Genomic DNA, 21,941 nt, shown 5'->3' with positions numbered 1-21,941 from the left:
ACGTGAGAGCCGCGCCGACGATCCTCCATCTGGACATGGACGCCTTCTTCGCCGCCGTCGAACAGGCGGCGAAGCCCAGCCTGCGCGGAAAGCCCGTGATCGTCGGAGGGCTGGGGCCGCGCGGGGTGGTCGCCACCGCCTCCTACGAGGCCCGGCGCTTCGGTGTGCACTCGGCCATGCCCATGGCCCAGGCCCGTCGGCTCTGCCCGAACGGCGCGTACCTGGTCCCCCGCTTCCAGGTGTACCGCTCGGTGAGCGAGCAGGTCATGGAGCTGCTGGGGGCGCTGTCCCCGCTCGTGGAGCCGCTCAGCCTCGACGAGGCCTTCGTGGACCTGGAGGCGGGCGGGGTCGCGGACGACGAGGAGTCCGCCCGGGCCGTGGCCGTCGGGCTGCGGGCCGACATCCGGGCCGTCACGGGACTGAGCGGCTCGGTCGGGCTGGCCGGCTCCAAGATGCTGGCCAAGATCGCTTCGGAGGAGGCCAAGCCCGACGGCCTGGTCCTCATCGCGCCGGGCACCGAGCGGGAACTCCTGGCCCCGATGACGGTGCGGACCCTGCCGGGGGTCGGGCCGGCGACCGGGGAGCACCTGAGGCGGGCCGGGATCACCACGGTGGGGGAGCTGGCCGAGGCCGGCGAGGACGAGCTCGTACGGATGCTGGGGCGCTCGCACGGGGTGGCGCTGTACCGGATGGCCCTGGGGCTGGACGACCGGGCCGTGGTGGCCGAGCGGGACGCGAAGTCGGTCTCCGTCGAGGACACCTTCGACGTGGACCTGCACGACCGGGTCCGCATCCGCGTCGAGGTCCAGCGGCTGGCCGACCGCTGCGTGCAGCGGCTGCGGGCCTCCGGGCACTCCGGCCGCACCATCGTGCTCAAGGTCAGGCGGTACGACTTCTCCACCCTGACCCGGTCCGAGACCCTGCGCGGGCCCACCGACGACCCCGGCGTGGTCCGCGAGGCCGCGGCCCGGCTGCTGGACGCGGTGGACACCACCGGCGGGGTCCGGCTGCTGGGCGTCGGGGTCTCCGGGCTCGCCGACTACACGCAGGAGGACCTGTTCGCCCAGGCCGCGGCCGGGGAGGCGGAGGCCCGGGCGGCGCAGGAGGGCGAGGAGGGGCCGCCCGCCGCCCCGGAGGGCGCGGGCGAGCCGGCCGCCGCCGCGGACGGCCCGCCGCCGGAGCGGCGCTGGGCCGCCGGGAGTGACGTCCGCCACGCCGTGCACGGGGCGGGATGGGTCCAGGGCAGCGGGGTGGGGCGGGTGACCGTGCGCTTCGAGGAGCCGGGCGACCGGGCGCCGGGGCGGGTGCGCACCTTCCCGGTGGACGATCCCGACCTGGCGCCCTCGGACCCGCTGCCGCTGGTGGCTCAGCCCTCGTCGGTGCTCAGCCGGCCGAAGTCGCGGTCCGGGGCCGGCGGCGGGGCGGGCGCGGCGAAGTCGCCGGGCAGCGCCACGTCCAGCCCGTAGTGGTGGTACAGCTGCAGCTCCTGCTCGGGGGACAGGTGGCGCCCGACCCCGAAGTCGGGTGCATCCTTGATGAGGGAGCGTTCGTAGGGGATGCGCAGGGCGTCCCCGACCAGCTCGCTCGGCTCCAGCGGGACGAAGGCGTCCCGGCCGAACAGTCCGGTGCGGACGGCCGCCCACTCCGGGGTGCCGGTCGCGTCGTCGAGGTACACCTCGTCGACCGTGCCGATCTTGGTGCCGTTGCGGTCGAACGCCTTGCGGCCGATCAGGCTGCGCGGATCGATATCGGTCTGCACGGTCCCTCCATTTGGTCGCAACTCCTCCGTAATGACTACGAAAGTGCATATTTGAAGAAGGGGCCACTCGAGGGAGTCCCGGCAACCTCGCTGGTAGTCTGGTTTCCGGCTGCTGACCCTGTGCGGGAGAGTCCTCCGAGAACGCTCGTACCGAGCCTCTCGGTGGCGCCGAAGGAGCAAATCCTCCCCGGAATCTCTCAGGCAGACGTACCGCACGGACGAGGCCACTCTGGAAAGCAGGGCGGGCGTCGGACCGGTGTGCCGGAACCCCTCCTCACCGACGGTGAAAGCCGGGACTCCACGGGCAACCCCCGGGAGACCCGGTGAAGCTCTCAGGTTGAGATGACAGAGGGGGAGGCCGTCCGGGTGCCCGCGCCGTGGCACCCCTCGTAGGTCGCGAGACCAGGAGGCCTCCGCAGATGACCGCCCACCGCATTCCGCTCAGCCAGCTCGAGAGCGGCATCCCCTTCGAACAGCGCCACATCGGCCCCGACGCCGAAGCGCAGGCGAAGATGCTGGCCCAGGTCGGCTACGGCTCGCTGGACGAGCTCACCGCCGCCGCGGTGCCGGACGTGATCAAGAGCGCCGAGGCCCTGGGCCTTCCGGCCGCCCGCACCGAGGCCGAGGTCCTGGCCGAGCTGCGCACCCTCGCGTCGCAGAACAAGGTCATGAGCTCCATGATCGGCCTCGGCTACTACGGGACCTTCACCCCGCCGGTGATCCTGCGCAACGTCATGGAGAACCCGGCCTGGTACACCGCGTACACCCCGTACCAGCCGGAGATCTCGCAGGGCCGCCTTGAGGCGCTCCTCAACTTCCAGACCGTCGTCGCCGAGCTCACCGGCCTGCCCACCTCCGGCGCCTCCCTGCTGGACGAGGGCACCGCGGCCGCCGAGGCCATGACGCTGGCCCGCCGGGTCGGCAAGGTCAAGGGCGGGGTCTTCCTCGTCGACGCCGACGCGCTGCCCCAGACCATCGCGGTCATCGAGACCCGCGCCGAGCCCACCGGGGTCGAGGTCGTCGTCGCCGACCTCTCCGAGGGCATCCCGGCCGAGGTCGCCGAGCGCGGTGTCTTCGGCGTGCTGATCCAGTACCCGGGCGCCTCCGGTGCGGTCCGCGACATCAAGCCGCTCATCGACGCCGCCCACGAGCTCGGTGCGATCGTCACGGTCGCCGCCGACCTGCTGGCCCTGACCCTGATCACCTCGCCGGGCGAGCTGGGCGCGGACATCGCGGTCGGCACCACCCAGCGCTTCGGCGTCCCCATGGGCTTCGGCGGCCCGCACGCCGGCTACATGGCCGTCCAGGACAAGCACGCCCGCTCCCTGCCGGGCCGCCTCGTGGGCGTCTCGGTGGACGCGGACGGCAACAAGGCCTACCGCCTGGCCCTCCAGACCCGCGAGCAGCACATCCGCCGCGAGAAGGCCACCAGCAACATCTGTACCGCGCAGGTGCTCCTCGCGGTCATGGCGGGCATGTACGCCGTCTACCACGGCCCCGAGGGCCTGCGGACCATCGCCCGCCGCACCCACCGCTACGCGGGCATCCTGGCCGCCGGTCTGCAGGCCGGCGGGGTCGAGCTGGTGCACGGCGCCTTCTTCGACACCCTCACCGCGCGCGTTCCGGGCCGGGCCGCCGAGATCGTGGCCGCGGCCGCCGAGCGCGGGGTCAACCTGCACCTCGCCGACGCCGACACCGTCTCCGCCGCGGTGGACGAGACCACCCTGCGCGCCGACATCGAGGCCGTCTGGGCCGCCTTCGGCGTCACCGCGGACATCGAGGCGCTGGACGAGACCGTCGCCGACGCGCTGCCGGCCGGCCTGCTGCGCTCGGACGAGTACCTGACCCACCCGGTCTTCCACCAGCACCGCTCCGAGACCGCGATGCTGCGCTACCTGCGCAAGCTCTCGGACCGGGACTACGCGCTGGACCGCGGCATGATCCCGCTGGGCTCCTGCACCATGAAGCTCAACGCGACCACCGAGATGGAGCCGGTCACCTGGCCCGAGTTCGGCCAGCTGCACCCCTTCGCCCCCGTGGAGCAGGCGCAGGGCTACCTCACGCTCATCCGCGAGCTGGAGGAACGTCTCTGCGAGGTCACCGGCTACGACAAGGTCTCCATCCAGCCGAACGCCGGCTCGCAGGGTGAGCTGGCCGGCCTGCTGGCCGTCCGCGCCTACCACCGCGCCAACGGCGACACCCAGCGCACCATCTGCCTCATCCCCTCCTCCGCGCACGGCACCAACGCCGCCAGCGCCGTGATGGCGGGCATGAAGGTCGTCGTCGTCAAGACCGCCGACGACGGCGAGGTGGACGCGGACGACCTGCGCGCCAAGATCGAGCAGTACCGCGACGAGCTCGCCGTGCTGATGATCACGTACCCGTCCACCCACGGTGTGTTCGAGGAGCACGTCGCCGACATCTGCGCCCAGGTGCACGAGGCCGGCGGCCAGGTCTACGTGGACGGCGCGAACCTCAACGCCCTCGTCGGCCTCGCCAAGCCGGGCCACTTCGGCGGCGACGTCTCGCACCTGAACCTGCACAAGACCTTCTGCATCCCGCACGGCGGCGGCGGCCCGGGCGTCGGCCCGGTCGCGGTCCGCGCCCACCTGGCGCCGTACCTGCCGAACCACCCGCTCCAGCCCACCGCGGGCCCGGAGACCGGGGTCGGCCCGATCTCGGCCGCCCCGTGGGGCTCGGCCGGCATCCTGCCGATCTCCTGGTCGTACGTGCGCCTGATGGGCGGCGAGGGCCTCAAGCGCGCCACGCAGGTGGCCGTGCTGGGCGCGAACTACATCGCCAAGCGCCTGGAGCCGCACTACCCGGTCCTCTACACCGGTCCGGGCGGCCTGGTCGCGCACGAGTGCATCATCGACCTGCGCCCGCTGTCGAAGTCCACGGGCGTCAGCGTGGACGACATCGCCAAGCGCCTGATCGACTACGGCTTCCACGCGCCGACGATGTCCTTCCCGGTGGCCGGCACCCTGATGATCGAGCCCACCGAGTCCGAGGACCTGGTGGAGCTGGACCGGTTCTGCGACGCGATGATCGCGATCCGCGCCGAGATCGAGCGGGTCGCCTCCGGCGAGTGGCCGGCGGACGACAACCCGCTGCACAACGCCCCGCACACCGCGGCGGCCCTGGGCGGCGAGTGGACGCACCCGTACACCCGTGACGAGGCCGTGTTCCCGGCCGGCGTGTCCACCGCGGACAAGTACTGGCCGCCGGTGCGCCGCATCGACGGTGCCTTCGGCGACCGCAACCTGGTCTGCTCCTGCCCTCCGCTGGACGAGTACGACAACTGATCCGCGGGCCGGCAGGCCCGCGGACACGGCCGAGGGCCGGTACGGGACGATCCCCGTACCGGCCCTCGGCCGTTGTGCGCAGTGCCCCGTCCTCAGGTGCCCGGCGGCCGCCCCGCGTCAGGCGGCGCGCATCACCTGCGAGGCCGCCAGCGGGCGGTGCGGGGCGATGATCTGGCCGTCCGGCAGCAGCTCGCCGGTGTCCTCGAAGAGGAGGACGCCGTTGCACAGCAGGCTCCAGCCCTGCTCCGGGTGGTTGGCCACCGGCCGGGCGGCTTCCCGGTCGGCGGAGTCGGCTGACGGGCAAGCTGGCTGGTGCTGGCACATGGATGCGTTCTTTCGCTGCGGTGTGGTGAGTGTGCTGCGGCTCGATGCGGTGTTCATGGCCGCCCCCCGTATCGTCATTCGGTCGGTCCGGGAACAGTGTTCCCCCACGGCGGTCGTTCCGCAGGGATTTCCCGGTAGCTGTCCTCACCGATTGATGACGCATCACTCGTGCGGGCGGTTCAGTTCAACTCCCCTGCCTTTTCGGGTGGTTCGCGGCTGGCCCGGGCGGGCTAGTCCGAATGGCGTACCTGCTCAGGCGGGGGTGGCCAGGGCGGGAGGCATCAGCCGGTGGGTGAGCACCGGCAGTAGTTCCGAGACCGGGTGCGGCCGGTACGCGGCGATGCCGGGCGGTGCCGGGGCCAGGGGGACCAGCAGGTCGGCGGGGGCCGGCAGGCCCGCAGCCGGGTCGGCTCCCGCGGACCGGTGCAGCCAGAGCGTCAGCATGTACAGCTCCGGCACGGACAGCAGGCGCGGCTGGAACGGCGTACCCAGCGACTCCGCCTGGCGCAGGGCGCGTTCGGTCGCGGCCACGTACGGTCCCTCGAAGAAATGGGAGAAGACCCAGCCGTCCGCCGTGAGCCGGGTGTCGGCCGCGGCCACGAACCGGTCGCCGCTGCGGATGAGGAACCGCCAGCCCGACAGCCGGGTGCGGGGCGGCCGGCCGCCGGCGGCCCGCGACAGGTTCAGCCGCTCCAGGACGTGGACGGGGAGCGGGAGTTCGGCGGTCACCGGCCCCTGCAGCGAGCGCAGGGAGGGGGTGTGCGCCTCATGGACGGCCAGGGGTGAACCGAGTGCCGCGAGAACGCTGCGCAGGGCGGGCGCGGGGGCCGGGGGGACATGCAGCGGCATGGTGGGTCGCCTCTCACTTGGGAGACCTGGGGAAACGGGGGACTGCAGAGAGTGCGGACGGCGCTGTCGCATTCTGGGGCCGGAGGGGGGCTGAGGGGCAATGGCCGCGCGCCGACTCCGTGCCTCGATTGCGAGTTTATACGACACGTGTTCACGCAGTGTTTCGGCTAGCTGTCCCGGCTATTGCCGGCAAGGCCCATACCGGACCCGCTGCGGTGGATTTCATGTCGAAGGGGCGCGGGATTGCCGCGCTGACCTCGGAGGTTACCTGAAGGGTGCTCGGCTGGAAAGCTCTGGTATTCACGGCGTGGCACGGTCTGCGGGAATGTGCGGACCGGGGATTGCAGGGGGAATATGCCGAAGCGCCCCTTCGGCCAAACCGGCGCGCGCTCCCGGCGGGAACCGCACTGCGGGCGTTATCGATCATCCGTGCGGGGCATCATCGACCGTAACGCGACGGCCGGGAACCAGGGGCCGCCCAGTCGAGGAGGGACGCTTCGATGGGGGAGAAGGTCGTGGCAGGCGATTTCGACCTGTCCGATCGGCAACGGTATCGGAGGAAGCTCCACGAGTGCCTGGAGGGACTGGGGCGCCTGTTGGCGGAGAAGAGGTTCGATCGCCCGAAGAATCTGATGGGGCTGGAGATCGAGCTGAATCTCGCGGGTTCCGACGGACTGCCGAGAATGATGAATGCGCAAGTGCTGGACCGGATTGCCAGTCCCGATTTCCAAACGGAACTCGGGATGTTCAATCTGGAGGTCAACATTGTCCCGCACCGGATCGGCGGCCGGGTATTCGACCAGCTGACCGAGGAGCTGGAGGCCGGTCTCGGCTACGCGCACCGGCAGGCCGCCCAGATCGACGCCGGGGTGGTGATGATCGGCATTCTGCCGACCCTCGCGCACGCCGATCTGGTCTCGGCCAACCTGTCCGAGGTGGACCGGTACGCCCTCCTCAACGACCAGATCGTGGCCGCCCGCGGCGAGGACTTCACCCTCGACATCGACGGGGTGGAGCGGCTGACCTGCACGACCACCTCGATCGTGCCCGAAGCGGCCTGCACCTCGGTGCAGTTGCACCTCCAGGTCACCCCGGGCCGGTTCCCCGCCGTGTGGAACGCGGCGCAGGCGGTGACGGCCGTACAGATCGCGGTGGGGGCCAACTCGCCCTTCCTCTTCGGCCGCGAGCTGTGGCGGGAGTCCCGGCCGCCGCTGTTCACGCAGGCCACCGACACCCGGCCGCCCGAACTCCAGGCCCAGGGGGTCCGGCCGCGCACCTGGTTCGGCGAGCGCTGGGTGGACTCCGCGTACGAGCTGTTCGAGGAGAACGTCCGCTACTTCCCGGCGCTGCTGCCGCTGTGCGACGAGGAGGAGCCGCTGCGGGTGCTCGACGAGGGCGGGGTGCCGCGCCTCCAGGAGCTGGTGCTGCACAACGGCACGGTGTACCGGTGGAACCGGCCGGTGTACGGGGTCGCGGACGGCGTGCCGCACCTGCGCGTGGAGAACCGGGTCCTGCCCGCCGGGCCGACCGTCGTCGATGTCGTCGCGAACGCGGCCTTCTACTACGGGCTGGTGCGCGCCCTGGCGGACGAGGCCCGGCCGGTGTGGACCCGGATGTCCTTTGCCGAGGCCGAGGCCAACTTCGACGCCGCGTGCCGGTACGGGATCGACGCGCGGCTGCGCTGGCCGCGGCGCGGCCGGGGCGGGGGGCTGGCGACGGTGCCGGCGGACCGGCTGGTCCTCGACGAGCTGCTGCCGATGGCTGCGGCCGGGCTCGACGCCTGGGGCATCGAGCCGGCCGACCGCGACCTGTACCTGGGGATCATCGAGGAGCGCTGCCGGCGCCGGGTGAACGGGGCGACCTGGCAGGTGGACGCCTTCCACCGGGCCCGGGCGGCCGGGATGTCCCGGGAGGACGCGCTCGCCGCCCTGACCCGCCGCTATGCGGAGCTGATGCGGGGCGGGGAGCCGGTGCACACCTGGCCGGCGGGGCCGGCGGAGGGGGAGCTCGCGCAGCCGGCGGCGGTCAGCCGCGGCCGCCGGCCCTGACGGTGTCGAGGGTCGCGGTGTGGATCCGGGCGGGGTCGCGGACGCGGTAGGCGGCCCCGCCGGTGGCCCGGACTCGGCCCGGGCGGCCCGGAACTCGGCCCGGAACTCGGCCCGGACCTGGCCCGGGGCGTACGCGTGCCGGGCCGCCCGGTGGTGGACGGCGCGCACGGTGTCGTGCAGGCGTCCATGCGGGTGCGGCCCTCGTGGCCGGGCACCACCGCCCTCCGGGATCCGCAGGAGAGTGCACCCACCGCGGTCACCAGCCGCGCGGGGGAAGTGCCGTGAGCGGGCAGGCGGGGACTCCGTGGCGTGTGCGCCTCCCCGTGGGGCGACTCTCCGCGGACCGCGACGACGAGACGGGCAGGCAAGATGGGGAGGCAGGCGCCCTCCCGGCCGCTCGTGTGCGCGATCCTCGTACGCGTCGGCGAGACCCCAGCGGGGCCGGCGGGGCGGAGGAACGGCACAGGTGAACGGGAGTCAGTCGTGCGGGCACAGCCGGGGCAGGACGTCGGACCTTCGCTCGGAACCGGGTCCGGCCGGGGAATCCTCAGGTCGGAGACGGCGCTCGTGCTGGCGCTGTCGCTCGGGGCCAGCGGGGTGTCCGCACTGATCAGTTTCGTCGGCTCGCTGACCCGGCCGGGCGGTCTCAAGGACCAGGCGGCCACCCTCAACGGCTCCTACGCCCCGGGCCGGCCGTGGCTGGACCTGGCCTGGCAGCTGTTCGGGATCGCCACCGCCCTCGTCCCGGTGCTCCTGGTGGCGCACCTGCTGACCCGGGAGGGGGCCGGCGGGCTGCGCGAGCTCGGCTTCGACCGGTCGCGGCCCTGGCCCGACCTCGGGCGGGGGGCCCTGGTCGCCGCCGGCATCGGAAGTGCCGGCCTGGCCTTCTACCTGGCCGCGCGGGCCTCGGGGTTCAACCTGACGGTGGTGCCCGAGGCGCTGCCGGAGGTGTGGTGGAAGTACCCGGTGCTGGTCCTGTCCGCGGTGCAGAACGCGGTGGTGGAAGAGGTCATCGTGCTCGGCTACCTGCTGCGCCGGCTCGGGCAGCTGGGCTGGGGGCCGACGGCGGCGCTGCTCGCGAGCTCCGCCCTGCGCGGCTCGTACCACCTCTACCAGGGGATCGGCGGGTTCATCGGGAACATGGTGATGGGCGTCGTGTTCGTACTGCTCTACCGCCGGTGGGGGCGGGTGGGCCCGCTGGTGGCCGCCCATGCGCTGCTCGACGTCGTGGCCTTCGTCGGGTACGCGCTGCTGGCCGGGCACGTCGGCTGGCTGCCCACCCCCGCCAAGGGCTGAGCCCGGGGGTTTCCCGGGCCCGGCGCTACGGGGTGCTGAGCAGTTCGCCGTCGATCACGGTGCGGGCGCGGCCGGTGAGCAGGGTGCGGTCGCCGCGCAGGCTGACGCGGACCAGGCCGGTGCGTGCGGAGCCCTGGAATCCGGTGAGTTCCGTACGGCCCAGGCGGGCGGCCCAGAACGGGGCGAGGGCGGTGTGCGCGCTGCCGGTGACCGGGTCCTCGTCGACACCGACGGCGGGGAAGAAGCCGCGGGAGACGAAGTCGTGGCCGCGGTCCGGGTCCTCGGCGGCGGCCGTGACGACGACCCCGCGCCGGGAGTAGGCGCGCAGCGCCTGCAGGTCCGGGCGCAGGTTCCGCACGCTCTCCTCGTCGCGGAGCTCGACCAGCAGGTCGCCGATGTGCTCGGCGGTGTCGTGCACCGAGAGGATCTCGGCCCCGAGGGCCTCGGCGATGGCGGGCGGGGTCTCGACCGGGGTCAGGGAGGAGGTCGGGAAGTCGAGGGTGAGGCTGCCGTCCCCGTGGATCTGCACGCCGAGGATCCCGCAGCGGGCGGCGAACCGGACCGTGTCCTTCGCCAGGCCGGTGGTGGCCAGGACGTGGGCGGTGGCGAGGGTGGCGTGCCCGCACATGTCCACCTCGGCGGCCGGGGTGAACCAGCGCAGGGCCCAGTCGGCGTCCCCGCCGGGCGGCAGCCGGTGGGTGAAGGCGGTCTCGGAGAGGTTGACCTCGGCGGCCACGTTCCCGAGCCACTCGTCGGCGGGGAACCCGTCCCCGTCGAGGACGAGGACCCCGGCCGGGTTGCCGTGGAAGGGGCGGTCGGCGAAGGCGTCGACGATTCGGATGCGCATGCCACCGAACCTAGGGCGCGGGCCGGACCGGGTGCCAAGGCCAATCCGGTTTCGATGGCCTTGTCGTAAGCGTTGTTCCGATATATCGTTGAAGCATCGCAAGCGATCGATGATCGGTTGTGACTGTTCTGCAACAGCGATGACGAAAGGAGCGCAGTCATGCGTTCACATGGACACGGGCAGGGTCACGGGCACGAGTACGGCCGGGGCCACGGCCACTGCGGGCTGGGTCATCAGGAAGGCGAGTTCGAGCGTCGGCGCGCGGCCTTCGGGCCGTTCGGACCGCCCTTCGGCGGCGGCGGCCCCTTCGGTCGCGGCGGCCGGGGCGGCCCGCACCGCCGGGCCCGGCGCGGCGACGTACGGGCGTCGATCCTGGCGCTGCTCTCCGACCGGCCCATGCACGGCTACGAGATGATCCAGGAGATCGGGGAGCGCAGCGGCGGGGCCTGGAAGCCCAGCCCCGGCTCCGTCTACCCGACCCTCCAGATGCTGGAGGACGAGGGCCTGATCAGCAGTGCGAGCGAGGGCGGCAAGAAGCTGTTCACGCTCACCGACGCGGGGCGCACCGAGGCCGAGGCCGGCCCGGACGCGCCGTGGGAAGAGGCCGGGCGCGGGGTCGACTGGGAGGCCGTGAACGAGATCCGCCAGGCCGGCTTCGGGCTGATGGAGGCGTTCGGGCAGGTCTGGAAGACCGGCTCGCCCGAGCAGCGCCAGAAGGCGATCGCCGTGATCGGCGAAGCCCGCAAGAAGCTCTACCTGATCCTGGCCGACGAGCACTGACGGACGAGCGCGGGGCGGACGGGTTCTCGGTCCGGCCGTTCTCCCGGCAGGCAGCAGCGCCCCGCGGACGCTCCGCGGGGCGCTCCTGTGCGTACGGGGGCGGCGGGGCCGGTCAGGCGACCAGGCCGGCGAGCTTGCGCAGGGATTCGGTGAGGGCGGCGGTGGCCGAGTCCTTGAGCTTGCCGGCCATCAGGGAGACCGCCGCGCCCGTGAACTCGCCGTCGATCCGCACGGTCGTCGCCGCACCGTCGGGGACGAGCGTGTAGCGGGTGCCGACGATCACGCCCATCGGGCCCTTGCCGCGGATGGCGAGGACCCGCTCCGGCTCCAGGGCCTCGACGGTCCAGGTCACCTCGGCCGGGAAGCCCATCATCTTCATGTTCTCCTCGAAGGTGGTGCCCACCTCCAGGGTCTCCGGGCCGCCCTTGGGGAAGGCGGTGTGGGTCTGGCTCCACTGGCCGTACGCGCCCCAGTCGGTCAGCTGGGACCAGACCTTCGCGGCGGACGCCTCGATGCGTGATTCCGCGGTGACTTCGGCCATGCGACCACCCCTTGTCGACGATTCGTGCCGCGGAAGGTAGTGCGGTCGGCGGAAACATTCAATACTGACGGCCTGTCAGAAAATCGCGGCCGGGATGCGTCCCGCGCGGGGCGCGTGCGGGGTCCGTCTCAACAGGTGTCACCAGGGTGACGGTGCTGACCTCGGCTGTCATGATGGCCGGATGCAAGCGTCAGGGAGAAATGCCGGGCTGGGACTCGCTTTGGTCTCGGCCCTCGCCTTCGGTGGTTCGGGTGTCGCGGCGAAGCCGCTGATCGAGGCGGGTCTCGACCCGCTCCACGTGGTGTGGCTCAGGGTGGCCGGCGCCGCCCTCGTGCTGTCCCCGCTGGCCTGGAAGCACCGGTCCCTGGTACGGCGACGGCCCGCCCTCCTCGCCGGGTTCGGCCTGCTCGCCGTGGCCGGCGTCCAGGCCTTCTACTTCGCCTCCATATCCCGGATCCCGGTCGGGGTGGCCCTGCTCCTGGAGTACCTCGGCCCCGCCCTGCTGCTCGGCTACATCCGCTTCGTGCAGCGCAAGCCGGTCAGCCGGGCCGCCGCGGGCGGCGCCGCCCTCGCGGTGGCCGGACTGGCCTTCGTCGTCGAGATCTGGGCGGGCCTGAGCCTGGACCTGCTCGGCGTGCTGCTCGGCCTGGCCGCCGCGTGCTGCCAGGCCTGCTACTTCGTCCTGGCCGACCAGGGCAGCGACGGCAAGGAAGAGGCGCCCGACCCGCTCGGGGTCATCGCGTACGGCATGCTCGTCGGCATGCTGGTGCTCACCGTCGTCGCCCGCCCGTGGGGGATGGACTGGGCGGTGCTCGGGGGTTCCGCCTCCATGAACGGCACCGAGGTGCCCGCCCTGGCCCTGCTGGGCTGGGTGGTCCTGGTCGCGACGGTCTTCGCGTACGTCACCGGCGTGGTCTCGGTGCGCAAGCTCTCCCCGCAGGTGGCCGGGGTCGTGGCCTTCCTGGAGGCCGTCACCGCGGTGGTCTTCGGCTGGGTGCTGCTCGGCGAGCGGCTCTCCACCCCGCAGATGATCGGCGGCGCCCTGGTGCTCTTCGGCGCCTTCGTCGCCCAGACCGCACGGCCGGCCGCCGCCGCGCCCGAGCCGGTGGCGGCCGGCGGGCCCGCCGCGGCCTCCGGTACGGGCTCCGGTCCGGCCGCGCTGGATCACGAGACCACCTCCGCATAGGCTGCGGACCATGCTGTCGACCGTGCTTCCGCCGCCCGCCGCCTAGCGGGCGGCCGGCGTTTCGTTTTCCTGCCGGCCCGCCCCGGGTTCTCCCCGGGGCGGGCTCGCGGCTGCCCGCGTCCGGAAACCAGTGACCTCCTGTCCTGCCTTCCTGATTCCGCGGAGAAGCACCCGTGTCGAAGTCCTCTTCCTCGTTCCCGATGTCCCAGGCGCCCGAGGCGTCCCAGGCGTCCCCTGCGTGCCCGGGGTCCCGTGTGTCCGCGACGTCCGCCACGACGTCCCCGCGTGCCCGGGCCGCGCGGCTGCCCGTGTCCCCGCTCGGGCGGAGCCTGCTGTCCCTGATCGTGGCCGGGGCGGCCTGGGGGACGGCCGGAGCGGCCGCCTCCCTCCTCTACCTCGCCAGTGACCTCGGCCCGCTCGGCCTCACCTTCTGGCGCTGTGCGGGCGGGCTGGTGCTGCTGCTCGGCGCACTCGCGCTGCGGCCCCGGCGGGCGGCCGCCGCCGGCCCCTCGCGGCGGTCCATGGCCCTCACCGGCCTGCTGTTCACCCTCTTCCAGGCCGCGTACTTCGCCGCCGTACTGGAGACCGGGCTCGCCGTGGCCACGGTGGTCTGCCTGGGCGCCGGACCGGTGCTGATCGCCCTCGGGGCGCGCTTCGGCATGGGCGAGCGGCTCGGGCTCGGCGGGGCGCTCGCCGTCGGCGGGGCCCTGGCCGGGCTCGCCGTCCTGGTGCTCGGCAGCGACGGGGGCAGCGTCCGGCCCCTCGGGATCTGCTACGCCCTGCTCTCCGCGGCCGGATACGCCGGCATGACCCTGCGCACGCGGGCGGCCGGCCGGCGCGGGGCCGCCGGGGACCCGCTGGTCACCACCGCCTGGTCGCTCGCGGTGGGCACCGCCGTACTGCTGCCGCTCGCCCTGGCGGAGGGGTTGCTGCCGGCCACGGCCGAGCCGGGCCGGGTGCTGGCGCTGCTGTTCTACGTCGCGGCCGTGCCCACGGCGCTGGCGTACGCGCTGTACTTCACCGGGGCGGCCGCCGTCCGCGCCGCCACCGTCTCCGTGATCATGCTGATCGAGCCGGTGAGCGCGGCCGCGATCGCGGTGCTGCTGCTGGGCGAGCGGCTGACGGCGGGCACGGTCGGCGGGACCGTCCTGCTGCTCGCGGCCGTGTGCGCGCTGACCGTGGCCGAGGCGCGCCGCCCGGCGGCGGCCGCCGCCTGACCGGCGGGCGGACAGGGCGGTGCCCGGGCAGCAGACCCCCGTCCAGCTGCCCGGGCACGTGTGCGAGGAGCCCCCGCCGTCCGGGATCGGCGACCCCGTGGCTCAGAGCGCCTTGATGTAGTCCGGGACCTCTATGCCGTCGGCCAGGTCGGCCGCCGGAATGGGGGTGCCGTACGTGCGGGGCACCGGGACCACGCCCGCCCAGTGGGGGAGCGAGAGGTCCTCGGGGTCGTCGTTCGGGCCGCCCGTGCGGATCTTCGCGGACACCTCGCGCAGGTCGAGGCGGATCACGGCGGTGGCGGCGAGCTCCTTGGCGTCGGCCGGCCGGGAGTCGGCCGAACGGCCCGGGACGACCTGGTCGACGAGGGCGTCGAGGGCCGTCCGCCGCTCGGCCTCGTCCGTGACCTGGTAGGCCGTGCCGTGCACGACGACCGAGCGGTAGTTCATGGAGTGGTGCATGGCGGAGCGGGCCAGGACCAGGCCGTCCAGGTGGGTGACGGTCAGGCACACCGGCAGTCCGGGGTCGGCGGCGGCGCCCGCCATGCGCAGCGGCCGCGAGCCGGTGGAGCCGTGGACGTAGAGGGTCTCGCCGACCCGGCCGTAGAGGGTCGGCAGGACGACCGGGGCGCCGTCGCGGACGAAGCCCAGGTGGCAGAGGTAGCCCTCGTCGAGGATGGCGTGCACGGTCTCGTGGTCGTAGGCCGCGCGCTCGCGGGAGCGGGTGGGCACCGTGCGGTCGGTCGGCTCGTAGGTCCCCGGGGGCGTGGTGGGGTCGTTGTCGACGGACATTGCGCTCTCCATTGCACTAGTGCATACTTGCGTTTGTGCTAGGAGAGTACAGGATCAGTGGGCGTCGTGCATCGGAGATCGCGGACAGCGTGGAGCAGGGGGTGGGTTCGGGCGCGCTGGCGCCCGGCGCCCTGCTGCCGCCCATGCGGGAGCTCGCGGCCGCCCTGGGGGTGAACCCGAACACCGTGGCCGCGGCCTACCGCGCCCTGCGCGAACGGGGGGTCATCGAGACCGACGGCCGCCGCGGCAGCCGGATCCGCGCCCGCCCGGCCACCGCCCCCCGCGATGCCGTACGGGTGGACGTGCTGCCCGGCGTACGCGATCTCGCCGCGGGCAATCCGGACGTGGCGCTGCTGCCCTCGCTGACCGAGGCGCTCGCCGCGGCCGCCCGGCGCAACGAGGAGCAGCCGGGGCTCTACGGGTACGGCGACACCGTGGTGCCGGAGCTGGAGCGCCTGGCGGCGGAGGGCTTCACCGCCGACGGGGTGCCCGCCGGGCCGGTCGCCGTCACCTCCGGCTCCCTGGACGCGATCGAACGGGCCCTGGCGGCCCACCTCAAGCCGGGCGACTCCGTGGCGGTCGAGGACCCGGGCTGGAGCAGCCTCCTCGACCTGCTGCCCGCCATGGGCCTGCGGATCCTGCGCGTGGGCGTGGACGAGGAGGGGCCGCGTCCCGAGGACGTGGCGAGGGCCCTGGACGCCGGGGCCCGGGCGCTGATCGTCACCGACCGGGCGCAGAACCCGACCGGGGCGGTGATCACGGCCGGGCGGTGCGCGGCCCTGCGGGAGCTGCTCGCGGACCACCCCCGGCTGCTGGTCATCGACGACGACCACGGGCACGCGATCGTGGACCAGCCCCTGCACAGCCTGGCCGGGGCCACCGGCCGCTGGATCGTGGTGCGTTCCACCGCCAAGGGGTACGGGCCCGACCTGCGGCTCGCGGTGGTCACCGGGGACGGCACCACCCTCGACCGGATCCGCGGGCGCTTCCGGCTGGGGCCCGGCTGGGTCAGCCGGCTGCTCCAGTACGCGGTGATCCACCTGTGGTCGCAGCAGGCCGTGGACCCGGCGGCCGTGGCGGCCTCGTACACCCGGCGCCGGGACGCGCTGATCGGGGCGCTGTCCCGGCGGGGGGTGGAGGCGTACGGGCGCAGCGGGCTCAACGTGTGGGTGCCGGTGGCCGACGAGACCGGGGCCGTGACCAGGCTGCTGCAGGCGGGCTGGGCGGTGGCCCCGGGGGCGCGGTTCCGGGTGGACGCGCCGCCCGGGATCCGGCTCACGGTGTCCACGCTGGCCGATGCGGACATCGAGCCGCTGGCCGAGGCGGTGGCGGCCGCGGCCCGGCCGGCGCCGCCCGGCCGCTTCTACTGACGTCTGCCGACCTCTGCTGGCGTGTGTTGACGTCTGCTGACGTCTGCTGACGGGGGTCAGGCGGTGCGGGGGCGGGTGCGGCTCTGGGTGAGGGCCGCGCCCGCCAGCACGATGAGCGCGCCGACCGGCGTGTTCCAGTGGATGGCCTCGTCCAGGAGCAGGACGCCGGCCGCGGTCGCGATCACCGGGATGAAGTAGGTGACCATCTGGGCCGTGGTCGGACCGACCTCGGTGACCAGCCCGTACTGCATCTGGAGCGCGAGGCCGGTGCCGAGGGCGCCGAGCGCGAGCACGGCCAGTGTGGGCACGAGCGGGAAGCCGGCGGGGGCCGTGGTGACCAGCGGGGTCACCGCGGCGAGCTGCACCGTGGCCAGGGCCAGCTGGCCCGCCGTGAGCGCGATCGGGGAGCCGGGGGTGCCGGCCAGGGTGCGGCGTACGTAGATCCAGCCGACGGGGTAGCAGAACGAGGCCAGCAGGGCCATCGCCGTGCCCGCGGGGTCCACCCCCGAGAAGCCCTGCCAGGCGCCGAGCACCGTCAGCACGCCGAGGAACCCGAGGCCCAGCCCCGCCACCCGGCGCCGGGTGGGCCGGTCCTCGGAGAGCGCCACGAGCGAGAGCGCCATGCCCCACAGCGGCGAGGTGGCGTTGCAGATCCCCGCGAGACCGGAGGGGATGGTCAGCTCGGAGTACGCGAAGAGCGTGAACGGGAGGGCGTTCAGCAGGACCGCGGCGACCGTGAGGTGGCCCCAGGTGCGCAGGCCGCGGGGAAGGGGCTCGCGCCGGACCAGCAGGGCCGCGCCGAGGACCAGGGCGCCGGAGAACACCCGGCCGAGCGAGACCTGCATCGGGGCGTAGCCCTCGGTGCCCAGCTTGATCAGCAGGAAGCTGAAACCCCACACCACCGAGAGGATGCCGAAGCGGATCCGCCAGTCGAGGGCGGGCCCGGCTGCGGGCTTCGCGGTGGGGGCGGTGGTGGTGGCCGGGGCGGTGGTGGTGGCCGGGGCGGCCGGTCGGTGCTGCGGGGCTGCTGGTGCGCTCATGTCCCCACCCTGCTGGCCTGGACTTCTTAGCACAAGCGAGATTTCGTGGACTGGAAAGCGTAGTGTTGCTTACATGTTGAACCTGGAGCGCCTGCGCACCCTCGACGCCCTCGCCCGCCACGGCTCGGTCAGCGGCGCGGCCGAAGGGCTCCACGTCACCACGTCCGCCGTCTCCCAGCAGATGGCCAAGCTGGAGCGCGAGGTGGGGCAGCCGCTGCTGGCGCGCAACGGCCGGGGGATCCGCCTCACCGACGCCGGCCGGCTGCTCGCCGGGCACGCGGCGCGGATCATCTCGCAGGTGGAGCTGGCCCAGGCGGACGTGGAGGCCCAGCGCGGCTGCGCGGTCGGCGAGCTGAGGGCGGCCGCGTTCCCCACGGCCCTGCGCGGGCTCTTCCCCGCCGCACTCGCCGCCCTGCGCAGGGACCACCCGGACCTGCGGGTGCACACCCGGGAGGTGGAGCCCGAGGAGAGCCTGGCGGCGGTGGTCCGCGGGGACCTCGACCTGGCCGTGGGCATCGACTGGTACAACAAGCGGATGCCGGTGCCCGGCGAGCTGCTGCGGGCCCCGCTGCTGGAGGACCTGGCCGACGTGGCGGTGCCGGCGGACCACCGGCTGGCCGACCGCCCCGAGGTCTCCCTCGCCGAGTTCGCCGAGGACGAGTGGATCTCCTGGAACGAGGGCCAGTTCTGCCACGAATGGCTGGTGTTCACCCTCCGCGGGCAGGGCATCGAACCGCGCATCCGGCACATCGCCGAGGAGCACCACACCCAACTCGCCTTCGTCGCCGCCGGACTCGGGGTCTGCGTGACCCCGAGGCTGGGCCGCGGCCCCGTCCCGGACGGGGTCCGGCTGCTGCCGGTGCGCGACCCCGTCCGGCGGCACATCTACGCGGTCTGGCGGGCCGATGCGGACCGCCGGCCCTCGGTGCGCGCGGTCGTCGCCGCGCTGGAGGCGGCGGGGGCCGCGTACCCCGCGCCGCCCCGGCTTGGCGGCCCCGGCCCCCAGGCGTAGTCCGGAGGCCACGAGACTGCCGGCGGCATCGCGGCGGTGTCCGGGTTCGGCACCGAGGAGGGCGGCGGGGCCGGCCCGCCTCTTCGAAGGGAGGTGACCTGCTGCGTGTCCGCCCTCAGCGCTTGCGGAAGTCCCAGGAGACGACCGAGTCCGGGGTGAGCCGGATCCATGCGTGACGCCCGTCGTGCGGCATCTCCGGGATGCCGAAGTTCTTGGCGGGGAAGAGGCGTTCGGCCTCCGCCAGCTCGGGGCAGGGCTCTCCGGTGCGGGGTGCCTCGCCCACGAACTCGGCCGTGCCCGAGAGCTCCACTCCGCGCAGTTCGTCGTACGACTCGCCCGCGTCCACCAGCACCGAGATCCGCGGGTCCTTGCGCAGGTCGGACCAGCGGCGGCTGCGGGTGATCGAGTACAGCCACAGGGAGGTGCCGTCCCAGGCGAACCAGAGTGCGCCGACGTGCGGCCGCCCGTCGGCGGAGACGGTGGCGACCCGGCAGGTGCGCTGCTCCGCGAGGAAGGCGTCCACCTCCTCGCCGGTCATCATGATCCGCCGGCCGCGCCGCTGGGTCTCGTCCATCCGCCGTCCACCCCTTCACATCTGACTGTGTGTCAGGAAGCATGGGGGATCGGCCGCGAGGGCGCAATCGTGCGGGCGCACCGCCCCGCGCACGGGCGTACGCCCCACCGCGCGGCCGGACACCGGACCGCGGCCGGACACCGGACCGCCGCGCACACCAGGGGGAGACCCGCCATGGACCGGGACGACCGGCTCGCCGCCCTGCTCCACCCCGCCCGCACGGTCCTGCTGACCGTCGAATGCCAGCAGGGAGTGGTGGGCCCGGACAGCGCCCTGCCCGAACTCGCCAAGGAGGCACGGGATTCGGGGATGCTCGACCGGGTGGCCGCACTGGTGCGCGCCGCCCACCGGGCCGGTGTGCAGGTCGTGCACGCGGTGGCCGAGCGGCGGCCCGACGGCCGCGGGGCCAACGCCAACGCCCGGCTGTTCCGAGCCGCCGGGCGGCTGCCCGTGCAGCAGCTGACCGGGTCGGCGGCGGTACGGGTCGCGGATCCCGTCGAGGTGGCGGGGGAGGACCTGGTGGTGCGGCGGCTGCACGGGCTCTCCCCGATGGCGGGCACCGATCTGGACGCGCTCCTGCGCAACCTCGGGTGCCGCACCCTCGTCGTCACCGGGGTCTCCTCCAACGTGGCGGTCCCCAACACCGTCTTCGACGCGGTGAACCTCGGCTACACGGCCGTGGTCCCGGCCGATGCGATCGCCGGGGTGCCGGCCGCGTACACCGCCGAGGTGGTCCGCAACTCCCTGTCCCTGGTGGCCACCATCACCACCGCCGAGGAGGTCGCGGCCGCCTGGCGGCCGGCGGGCTGACACCGCCCGTCCCGATCCTCTCCGCCGCGGCGCCCGCGCGGCGTCCGGTGGATACCCTGGGGAAATGCTTACAGAAGTGACAGCGACCCGCTACGTCACTCCCCTGCGGGAGGGCGGCTCGCTGCCGGGGATCGTCGAGGCGGACGACCTCGGCACGTACGTCATGAAGTTCACCGGAGCCGGCCAGGGGCGCAAGACCCTCGTCGCCGAGGTCGTCTGCGGCCGCCTGGCGCAGCGGCTGGGCCTGCGGGTGCCGCAGCTGGTGCAGATCCAGCTCGACCCGGTCATCGGGCTGGCCGAGCCGGACCAGGAGGTCCAGGAGCTGCTGAAGGCCAGTGGCGGCCTCAACCTCGGGATGGACTACCTCCCCGGCTCGATCGGCTTCGACCCGCTCGCGTACCAGGTGGACCCGGCGGAGGCGGGCCGGGTGGTGTGGTTCGACGCGCTCGTCAACAACGTGGACCGCTCCTGGCGCAATCCGAACATGCTGGTCTGGCACGGCGAGGTGTGGCTGATCGACCACGGCGCCACCATGATCTGGCACCACAACTGGCCGGGTGCGCGGGCCGCGGCGGAGAAGCCGTACAACGCCTCCGACCACGTCCTGGCCCCCTTCGGCCCGGACTTCGAGGCGGCGGCCGCGGAGCTCGCCCCGCTGGTCACCGAAGAGCTGCTCGGCGAGGTCGTCGCCGAGGTGCCCGACGCGTGGCTGGCCGACGAGCCCGGATTCGCCTCGCCCGACGAGGTCCGCCGGGCGTACGTGGACACGCTGCTGCCGCGCGCGGCGGTGATCCACCAGCGGATCTCGATGGAGGCCCAGGTCAAGGCCCCGTCCAAGCCGCCGGGCTGGCTGACCGACCACCTGACCGAATGGCCCCACAAGAAGAAGAGCGACAGCAAGTGAGCAAGCGGGACGTCTTCGAGTACGCGCTGGTGCGCGTCGTGCCCCGGGTCGAGCGCGGCGAGTGCTTCAACGCCGGTGTGATCGTCTACTGCCGGGCCCGGTCCTTCGTGGCCGCCCGCACCCACCTCGACGAGGCCAAGCTCCTCGCCCTGGACCCCGGGGCCGACGTGGCGGGCGTCCGGGCGGCCCTGCACGGGGTCCAGGGGGTCTGCGCGGGCGGCACCGCGGCCGGCCAGGCCGCCGGGGACGACCCGGGGCGCCGGTTCCGCTGGCTGATCGCCCCGCGCAGCACCGTCGTGCAGCCGGGTCCGGTGCACACCGGTCTGACCGCGGACCCCGAGGCCGAGGTGGAACGCCTGCTCGACCTGCTGGTCCGCTGATCCGCAGAGTCGGACCCGGGCTCGAAGCCCTGGCAGCCGGGTGCCGTTGACACCGGGTGCCAGGGCTTCTAGCGTCTCCAGCGCTGAAGCTACTAAGCGGTTGCTCACCTTCGGGCGGCCGTGTCTCAAGGGCGAGGAGATCCAGCATGTCCACCACCGAGCAGCGCGTAGCGATCGTGACCGGGGCGGCCCGGGGCATCGGCGCCGCCACTGCCGTACGCCTGGCCGCCGAGGGCCGGGCCGTCGCCGTCCTCGACCTCGACGAGGCGGCGTGCAAGGACACCGTCGAGGCCGTCACGGCGGCGGGCGGCCGGGCCCTCGCGGTCGGCTGCGACGTCTCCGACAGCGAGCAGGTGGCGGCCGCGGTGGAGCGGGTGGCCGCGGCCCTGGGCGCCCCCACGATCCTCGTCAACAACGCCGGGGTGCTGCGCGACAACCTGCTCTTCAAGATGAGCGACAACGACTGGGACACCGTCATGAACGTGCACCTGCGCGGCGCGTTCCTGATGGCGAAGGCCTGTCAGAAGCACATGGTCGAGGCGAAGTTCGGCCGGATCGTGAACCTGTCCAGCAGCTCCGCCCTCGGCAACCGCGGCCAGGCGAACTACGCCGCGGCCAAGGCCGGGCTCCAGGGCTTCACGAAGACCCTCGCCATCGAGCTCGGCAAGTTCGGCGTCACCGCCAACGCCGTCGCCCCCGGCTTCATCGCCACCGAGATGACCGCCCAGACGGCGGCCCGCGTCGGCATGGGCTTCGAGGACTTCCAGGCCGCCGCCGCCACCCAGATCCCGGTGGCCCGGGTCGGCCGGCCCGAGGACGTCGCGAACGCCATCGCCTTCTTCACCGGCGAGGCGGCCGGCTTCGTGTCCGGCCAGGTCCTGTACGTCGCCGGCGGCCCGCTCAACTGACG

21 protein-coding genes and 1 riboswitch are annotated in these 21,941 nt (G+C 73.6%); of the genes, 13 read left to right on the top strand and 8 right to left on the bottom strand.

Going from position 1 to position 21,941, the window contains the following annotated elements; all coding sequences use genetic code 11:
* The first annotated feature begins 2 nt into the window (after nucleotides 1-2).
* Nucleotides 3-1,466 (top strand): DNA polymerase IV, encoded by a 1,464-nt coding sequence (locus ACZ407_RS02645; RefSeq protein WP_468124882.1) that lies wholly within the window; start codon nucleotides 3-5, stop codon nucleotides 1,464-1,466.
* Here ACZ407_RS02645 and ACZ407_RS02640 read toward each other — a convergent pair.
* The gene (locus tag ACZ407_RS02640) at nucleotides 1,367-1,759 is read right to left on the bottom strand and encodes a PRC-barrel domain-containing protein (protein ID WP_468124880.1); all 393 of its coding nucleotides are present in this window, start codon (nucleotides 1,757-1,759) and stop codon (nucleotides 1,367-1,369) included. The two genes, ACZ407_RS02645 and ACZ407_RS02640, sit on opposite strands and share 100 nt — an antisense overlap.
* A 113-nt stretch (nucleotides 1,760-1,872) precedes the next feature.
* A riboswitch (glycine riboswitch) is annotated at nucleotides 1,873-1,982 on the top strand.
* A gap of 196 nt (nucleotides 1,983-2,178) precedes the next feature.
* Between ACZ407_RS02640 and gcvP the strand changes: the two genes are divergently transcribed.
* Nucleotides 2,179-5,064 (top strand): aminomethyl-transferring glycine dehydrogenase, encoded by a 2,886-nt coding sequence (gene gcvP, locus ACZ407_RS02635; RefSeq protein WP_468124879.1) that lies wholly within the window; start codon nucleotides 2,179-2,181, stop codon nucleotides 5,062-5,064.
* Nucleotides 5,065-5,181: 117 nt separating this feature from the next.
* On the opposite strand, the gene ACZ407_RS02630 is transcribed toward gcvP, so the two are convergent.
* Together ACZ407_RS02630 and ACZ407_RS02625 are read right to left on the bottom strand one after the other, a co-directional pair.
* Nucleotides 5,182-5,388, bottom strand: coding sequence for a DUF5999 family protein (locus ACZ407_RS02630; protein ID WP_468124918.1), 207 nt, complete (start codon nucleotides 5,386-5,388; stop codon nucleotides 5,182-5,184).
* Nucleotides 5,389-5,640: 252 nt separating this feature from the next.
* Nucleotides 5,641-6,237: a hypothetical protein gene (locus tag ACZ407_RS02625; RefSeq protein ID WP_468124878.1), complete on the bottom strand. Its 597-nt coding sequence runs from the start codon at nucleotides 6,235-6,237 to the stop codon at nucleotides 5,641-5,643.
* 500 nt (nucleotides 6,238-6,737) lie between these two features.
* Here ACZ407_RS02625 and ACZ407_RS02620 point away from each other — a divergent pair, with 500 nt between their 5' ends.
* Both ACZ407_RS02620 and ACZ407_RS02615 read left to right on the top strand, forming a co-directional pair.
* The gene (locus tag ACZ407_RS02620) at nucleotides 6,738-8,285 is read left to right on the top strand and encodes a glutamate-cysteine ligase family protein (protein WP_468124877.1); all 1,548 of its coding nucleotides are present in this window, start codon (nucleotides 6,738-6,740) and stop codon (nucleotides 8,283-8,285) included.
* Between the two features lie 483 nt (nucleotides 8,286-8,768).
* Nucleotides 8,769-9,581 (top strand): CPBP family intramembrane glutamic endopeptidase, encoded by an 813-nt coding sequence (locus ACZ407_RS02615; RefSeq protein ID WP_468124875.1) that lies wholly within the window; start codon nucleotides 8,769-8,771, stop codon nucleotides 9,579-9,581.
* A 25-nt stretch (nucleotides 9,582-9,606) separates the two neighbouring features.
* Here ACZ407_RS02615 and ACZ407_RS02610 read toward each other — a convergent pair whose 3' ends face one another.
* Complete coding sequence (locus ACZ407_RS02610; RefSeq protein WP_468124874.1) at nucleotides 9,607-10,428, bottom strand: PhzF family phenazine biosynthesis protein; 822 nt, start codon at nucleotides 10,426-10,428, stop codon at nucleotides 9,607-9,609.
* A gap of 159 nt (nucleotides 10,429-10,587) precedes the next feature.
* On the opposite strand from ACZ407_RS02610, the gene ACZ407_RS02605 reads away from it, so the two are divergent.
* Nucleotides 10,588-11,208, top strand: coding sequence for a PadR family transcriptional regulator (locus tag ACZ407_RS02605; protein WP_468124873.1), 621 nt, complete (start codon nucleotides 10,588-10,590; stop codon nucleotides 11,206-11,208).
* Nucleotides 11,209-11,320: 112 nt separating this feature from the next.
* On the opposite strand, the gene ACZ407_RS02600 is transcribed toward ACZ407_RS02605, so the two are convergent.
* The gene (locus ACZ407_RS02600; protein WP_468124872.1) at nucleotides 11,321-11,749 is read right to left on the bottom strand and encodes a type II toxin-antitoxin system Rv0910 family toxin; all 429 of its coding nucleotides are present in this window, start codon (nucleotides 11,747-11,749) and stop codon (nucleotides 11,321-11,323) included.
* Nucleotides 11,750-11,930: 181 nt separating this feature from the next.
* Here ACZ407_RS02600 and ACZ407_RS02595 point away from each other — a divergent pair, with 181 nt between their 5' ends.
* Together ACZ407_RS02595 and ACZ407_RS02590 are read left to right on the top strand one after the other, a co-directional pair.
* On the top strand, nucleotides 11,931-12,935 hold the full coding sequence (locus ACZ407_RS02595; RefSeq protein WP_468124870.1) for an EamA family transporter: 1,005 nt from the start codon (nucleotides 11,931-11,933) through the stop codon (nucleotides 12,933-12,935).
* Nucleotides 12,936-13,189: 254 nt separating this feature from the next.
* Entirely contained in the window at nucleotides 13,190-14,152 is a 963-nt protein-coding gene (locus ACZ407_RS02590) for a DMT family transporter (protein ID WP_468124868.1), read from the top strand.
* Nucleotides 14,153-14,254: 102 nt separating this feature from the next.
* Here the strand turns inward: ACZ407_RS02590 and ACZ407_RS02585 are convergent, their stop codons facing one another.
* Complete coding sequence (locus ACZ407_RS02585) at nucleotides 14,255-14,941, bottom strand: pyridoxamine 5'-phosphate oxidase family protein (RefSeq protein WP_468124866.1); 687 nt, start codon at nucleotides 14,939-14,941, stop codon at nucleotides 14,255-14,257.
* Nucleotides 14,942-14,976: 35 nt separating this feature from the next.
* Between ACZ407_RS02585 and ACZ407_RS02580 the strand changes: the two genes are divergently transcribed.
* Complete coding sequence (locus ACZ407_RS02580) at nucleotides 14,977-16,311, top strand: aminotransferase class I/II-fold pyridoxal phosphate-dependent enzyme (RefSeq protein WP_468124864.1); 1,335 nt, start codon at nucleotides 14,977-14,979, stop codon at nucleotides 16,309-16,311.
* 56 nt (nucleotides 16,312-16,367) lie between these two features.
* On the opposite strand, the gene ACZ407_RS02575 is transcribed toward ACZ407_RS02580, so the two are convergent.
* Complete coding sequence (locus tag ACZ407_RS02575; protein ID WP_468124862.1) at nucleotides 16,368-17,351, bottom strand: DMT family transporter; 984 nt, start codon at nucleotides 17,349-17,351, stop codon at nucleotides 16,368-16,370.
* A gap of 73 nt (nucleotides 17,352-17,424) precedes the next feature.
* On the opposite strand from ACZ407_RS02575, the gene ACZ407_RS02570 reads away from it, so the two are divergent.
* Nucleotides 17,425-18,363, top strand: a complete 939-nt coding sequence (locus ACZ407_RS02570; protein ID WP_468124860.1) for a LysR family transcriptional regulator — start codon at nucleotides 17,425-17,427, stop codon at nucleotides 18,361-18,363.
* Between the two features lie 115 nt (nucleotides 18,364-18,478).
* On the opposite strand, the gene ACZ407_RS02565 is transcribed toward ACZ407_RS02570, so the two are convergent.
* Nucleotides 18,479-18,937, bottom strand: coding sequence for a pyridoxamine 5'-phosphate oxidase family protein (locus ACZ407_RS02565; protein WP_468124858.1), 459 nt, complete (start codon nucleotides 18,935-18,937; stop codon nucleotides 18,479-18,481).
* A 174-nt stretch (nucleotides 18,938-19,111) separates the two neighbouring features.
* Between ACZ407_RS02565 and ACZ407_RS02560 the strand changes: the two genes are divergently transcribed.
* The 4 genes from ACZ407_RS02560 (at nucleotide 19,112) to fabG (ending at nucleotide 21,939) form a co-directional block, all read left to right on the top strand.
* Nucleotides 19,112-19,747 carry a cysteine hydrolase family protein gene (locus ACZ407_RS02560; RefSeq protein WP_468124857.1) on the top strand — a complete coding sequence of 212 codons (636 nt, stop codon included), beginning with the start codon at nucleotides 19,112-19,114 and terminating at the stop codon, nucleotides 19,745-19,747.
* A 64-nt stretch (nucleotides 19,748-19,811) separates the two neighbouring features.
* Complete coding sequence (locus ACZ407_RS02555) at nucleotides 19,812-20,651, top strand: HipA family kinase (protein WP_468124855.1); 840 nt, start codon at nucleotides 19,812-19,814, stop codon at nucleotides 20,649-20,651.
* The gene (locus tag ACZ407_RS02550) at nucleotides 20,648-21,031 is read left to right on the top strand and encodes a DUF3037 domain-containing protein (protein WP_468124853.1); all 384 of its coding nucleotides are present in this window, start codon (nucleotides 20,648-20,650) and stop codon (nucleotides 21,029-21,031) included. Before ACZ407_RS02555 ends, ACZ407_RS02550 begins: the two co-directional genes overlap by 4 nt.
* Nucleotides 21,032-21,177: 146 nt before the next feature.
* Nucleotides 21,178-21,939 carry a 3-oxoacyl-ACP reductase FabG gene (gene fabG / locus ACZ407_RS02545; protein ID WP_468124852.1) on the top strand — a complete coding sequence of 254 codons (762 nt, stop codon included), beginning with the start codon at nucleotides 21,178-21,180 and terminating at the stop codon, nucleotides 21,937-21,939.
* The last annotated feature ends 2 nt before the right edge of the window (nucleotides 21,940-21,941 follow it).

The organism is Streptomyces sp. NPDC030809 (genome assembly GCF_055572195.1).
This window is presented reverse-complemented; position numbering and strand designations above follow the sequence as displayed.

Coding starts and splice junctions, on each gene's coding strand:
- ACZ407_RS02570 (WP_468124860.1), top strand. CDS start 17,425: ATGTTGAACCTGGAGCGCCTGCGCACCCTCGACGCCCTCGCCCGCCAC.
- ACZ407_RS02620 (WP_468124877.1), top strand. CDS start 6,738: ATGGGGGAGAAGGTCGTGGCAGGCGATTTCGACCTGTCCGATCGGCAA.
- ACZ407_RS02575 (WP_468124862.1), bottom strand. CDS start 17,351: ATGAGCGCACCAGCAGCCCCGCAGCACCGACCGGCCGCCCCGGCCACC.
- ACZ407_RS02555 (WP_468124855.1), top strand. CDS start 19,812: ATGCTTACAGAAGTGACAGCGACCCGCTACGTCACTCCCCTGCGGGAG.
- fabG (WP_468124852.1), top strand. CDS start 21,178: ATGTCCACCACCGAGCAGCGCGTAGCGATCGTGACCGGGGCGGCCCGG.
- ACZ407_RS02610 (WP_468124874.1), bottom strand. CDS start 10,428: ATGCGCATCCGAATCGTCGACGCCTTCGCCGACCGCCCCTTCCACGGC.
- ACZ407_RS02600 (WP_468124872.1), bottom strand. CDS start 11,749: ATGGCCGAAGTCACCGCGGAATCACGCATCGAGGCGTCCGCCGCGAAG.
- ACZ407_RS02565 (WP_468124858.1), bottom strand. CDS start 18,937: ATGGACGAGACCCAGCGGCGCGGCCGGCGGATCATGATGACCGGCGAG.
- ACZ407_RS02595 (WP_468124870.1), top strand. CDS start 11,931: ATGCAAGCGTCAGGGAGAAATGCCGGGCTGGGACTCGCTTTGGTCTCG.
- ACZ407_RS02625 (WP_468124878.1), bottom strand. CDS start 6,237: ATGCCGCTGCATGTCCCCCCGGCCCCCGCGCCCGCCCTGCGCAGCGTT.
- ACZ407_RS02560 (WP_468124857.1), top strand. CDS start 19,112: ATGGACCGGGACGACCGGCTCGCCGCCCTGCTCCACCCCGCCCGCACG.
- ACZ407_RS02605 (WP_468124873.1), top strand. CDS start 10,588: ATGCGTTCACATGGACACGGGCAGGGTCACGGGCACGAGTACGGCCGG.
- gcvP (WP_468124879.1), top strand. CDS start 2,179: ATGACCGCCCACCGCATTCCGCTCAGCCAGCTCGAGAGCGGCATCCCC.
- ACZ407_RS02630 (WP_468124918.1), bottom strand. CDS start 5,388: ATGTGCCAGCACCAGCCAGCTTGCCCGTCAGCCGACTCCGCCGACCGG.
- ACZ407_RS02585 (WP_468124866.1), bottom strand. CDS start 14,941: ATGTCCGTCGACAACGACCCCACCACGCCCCCGGGGACCTACGAGCCG.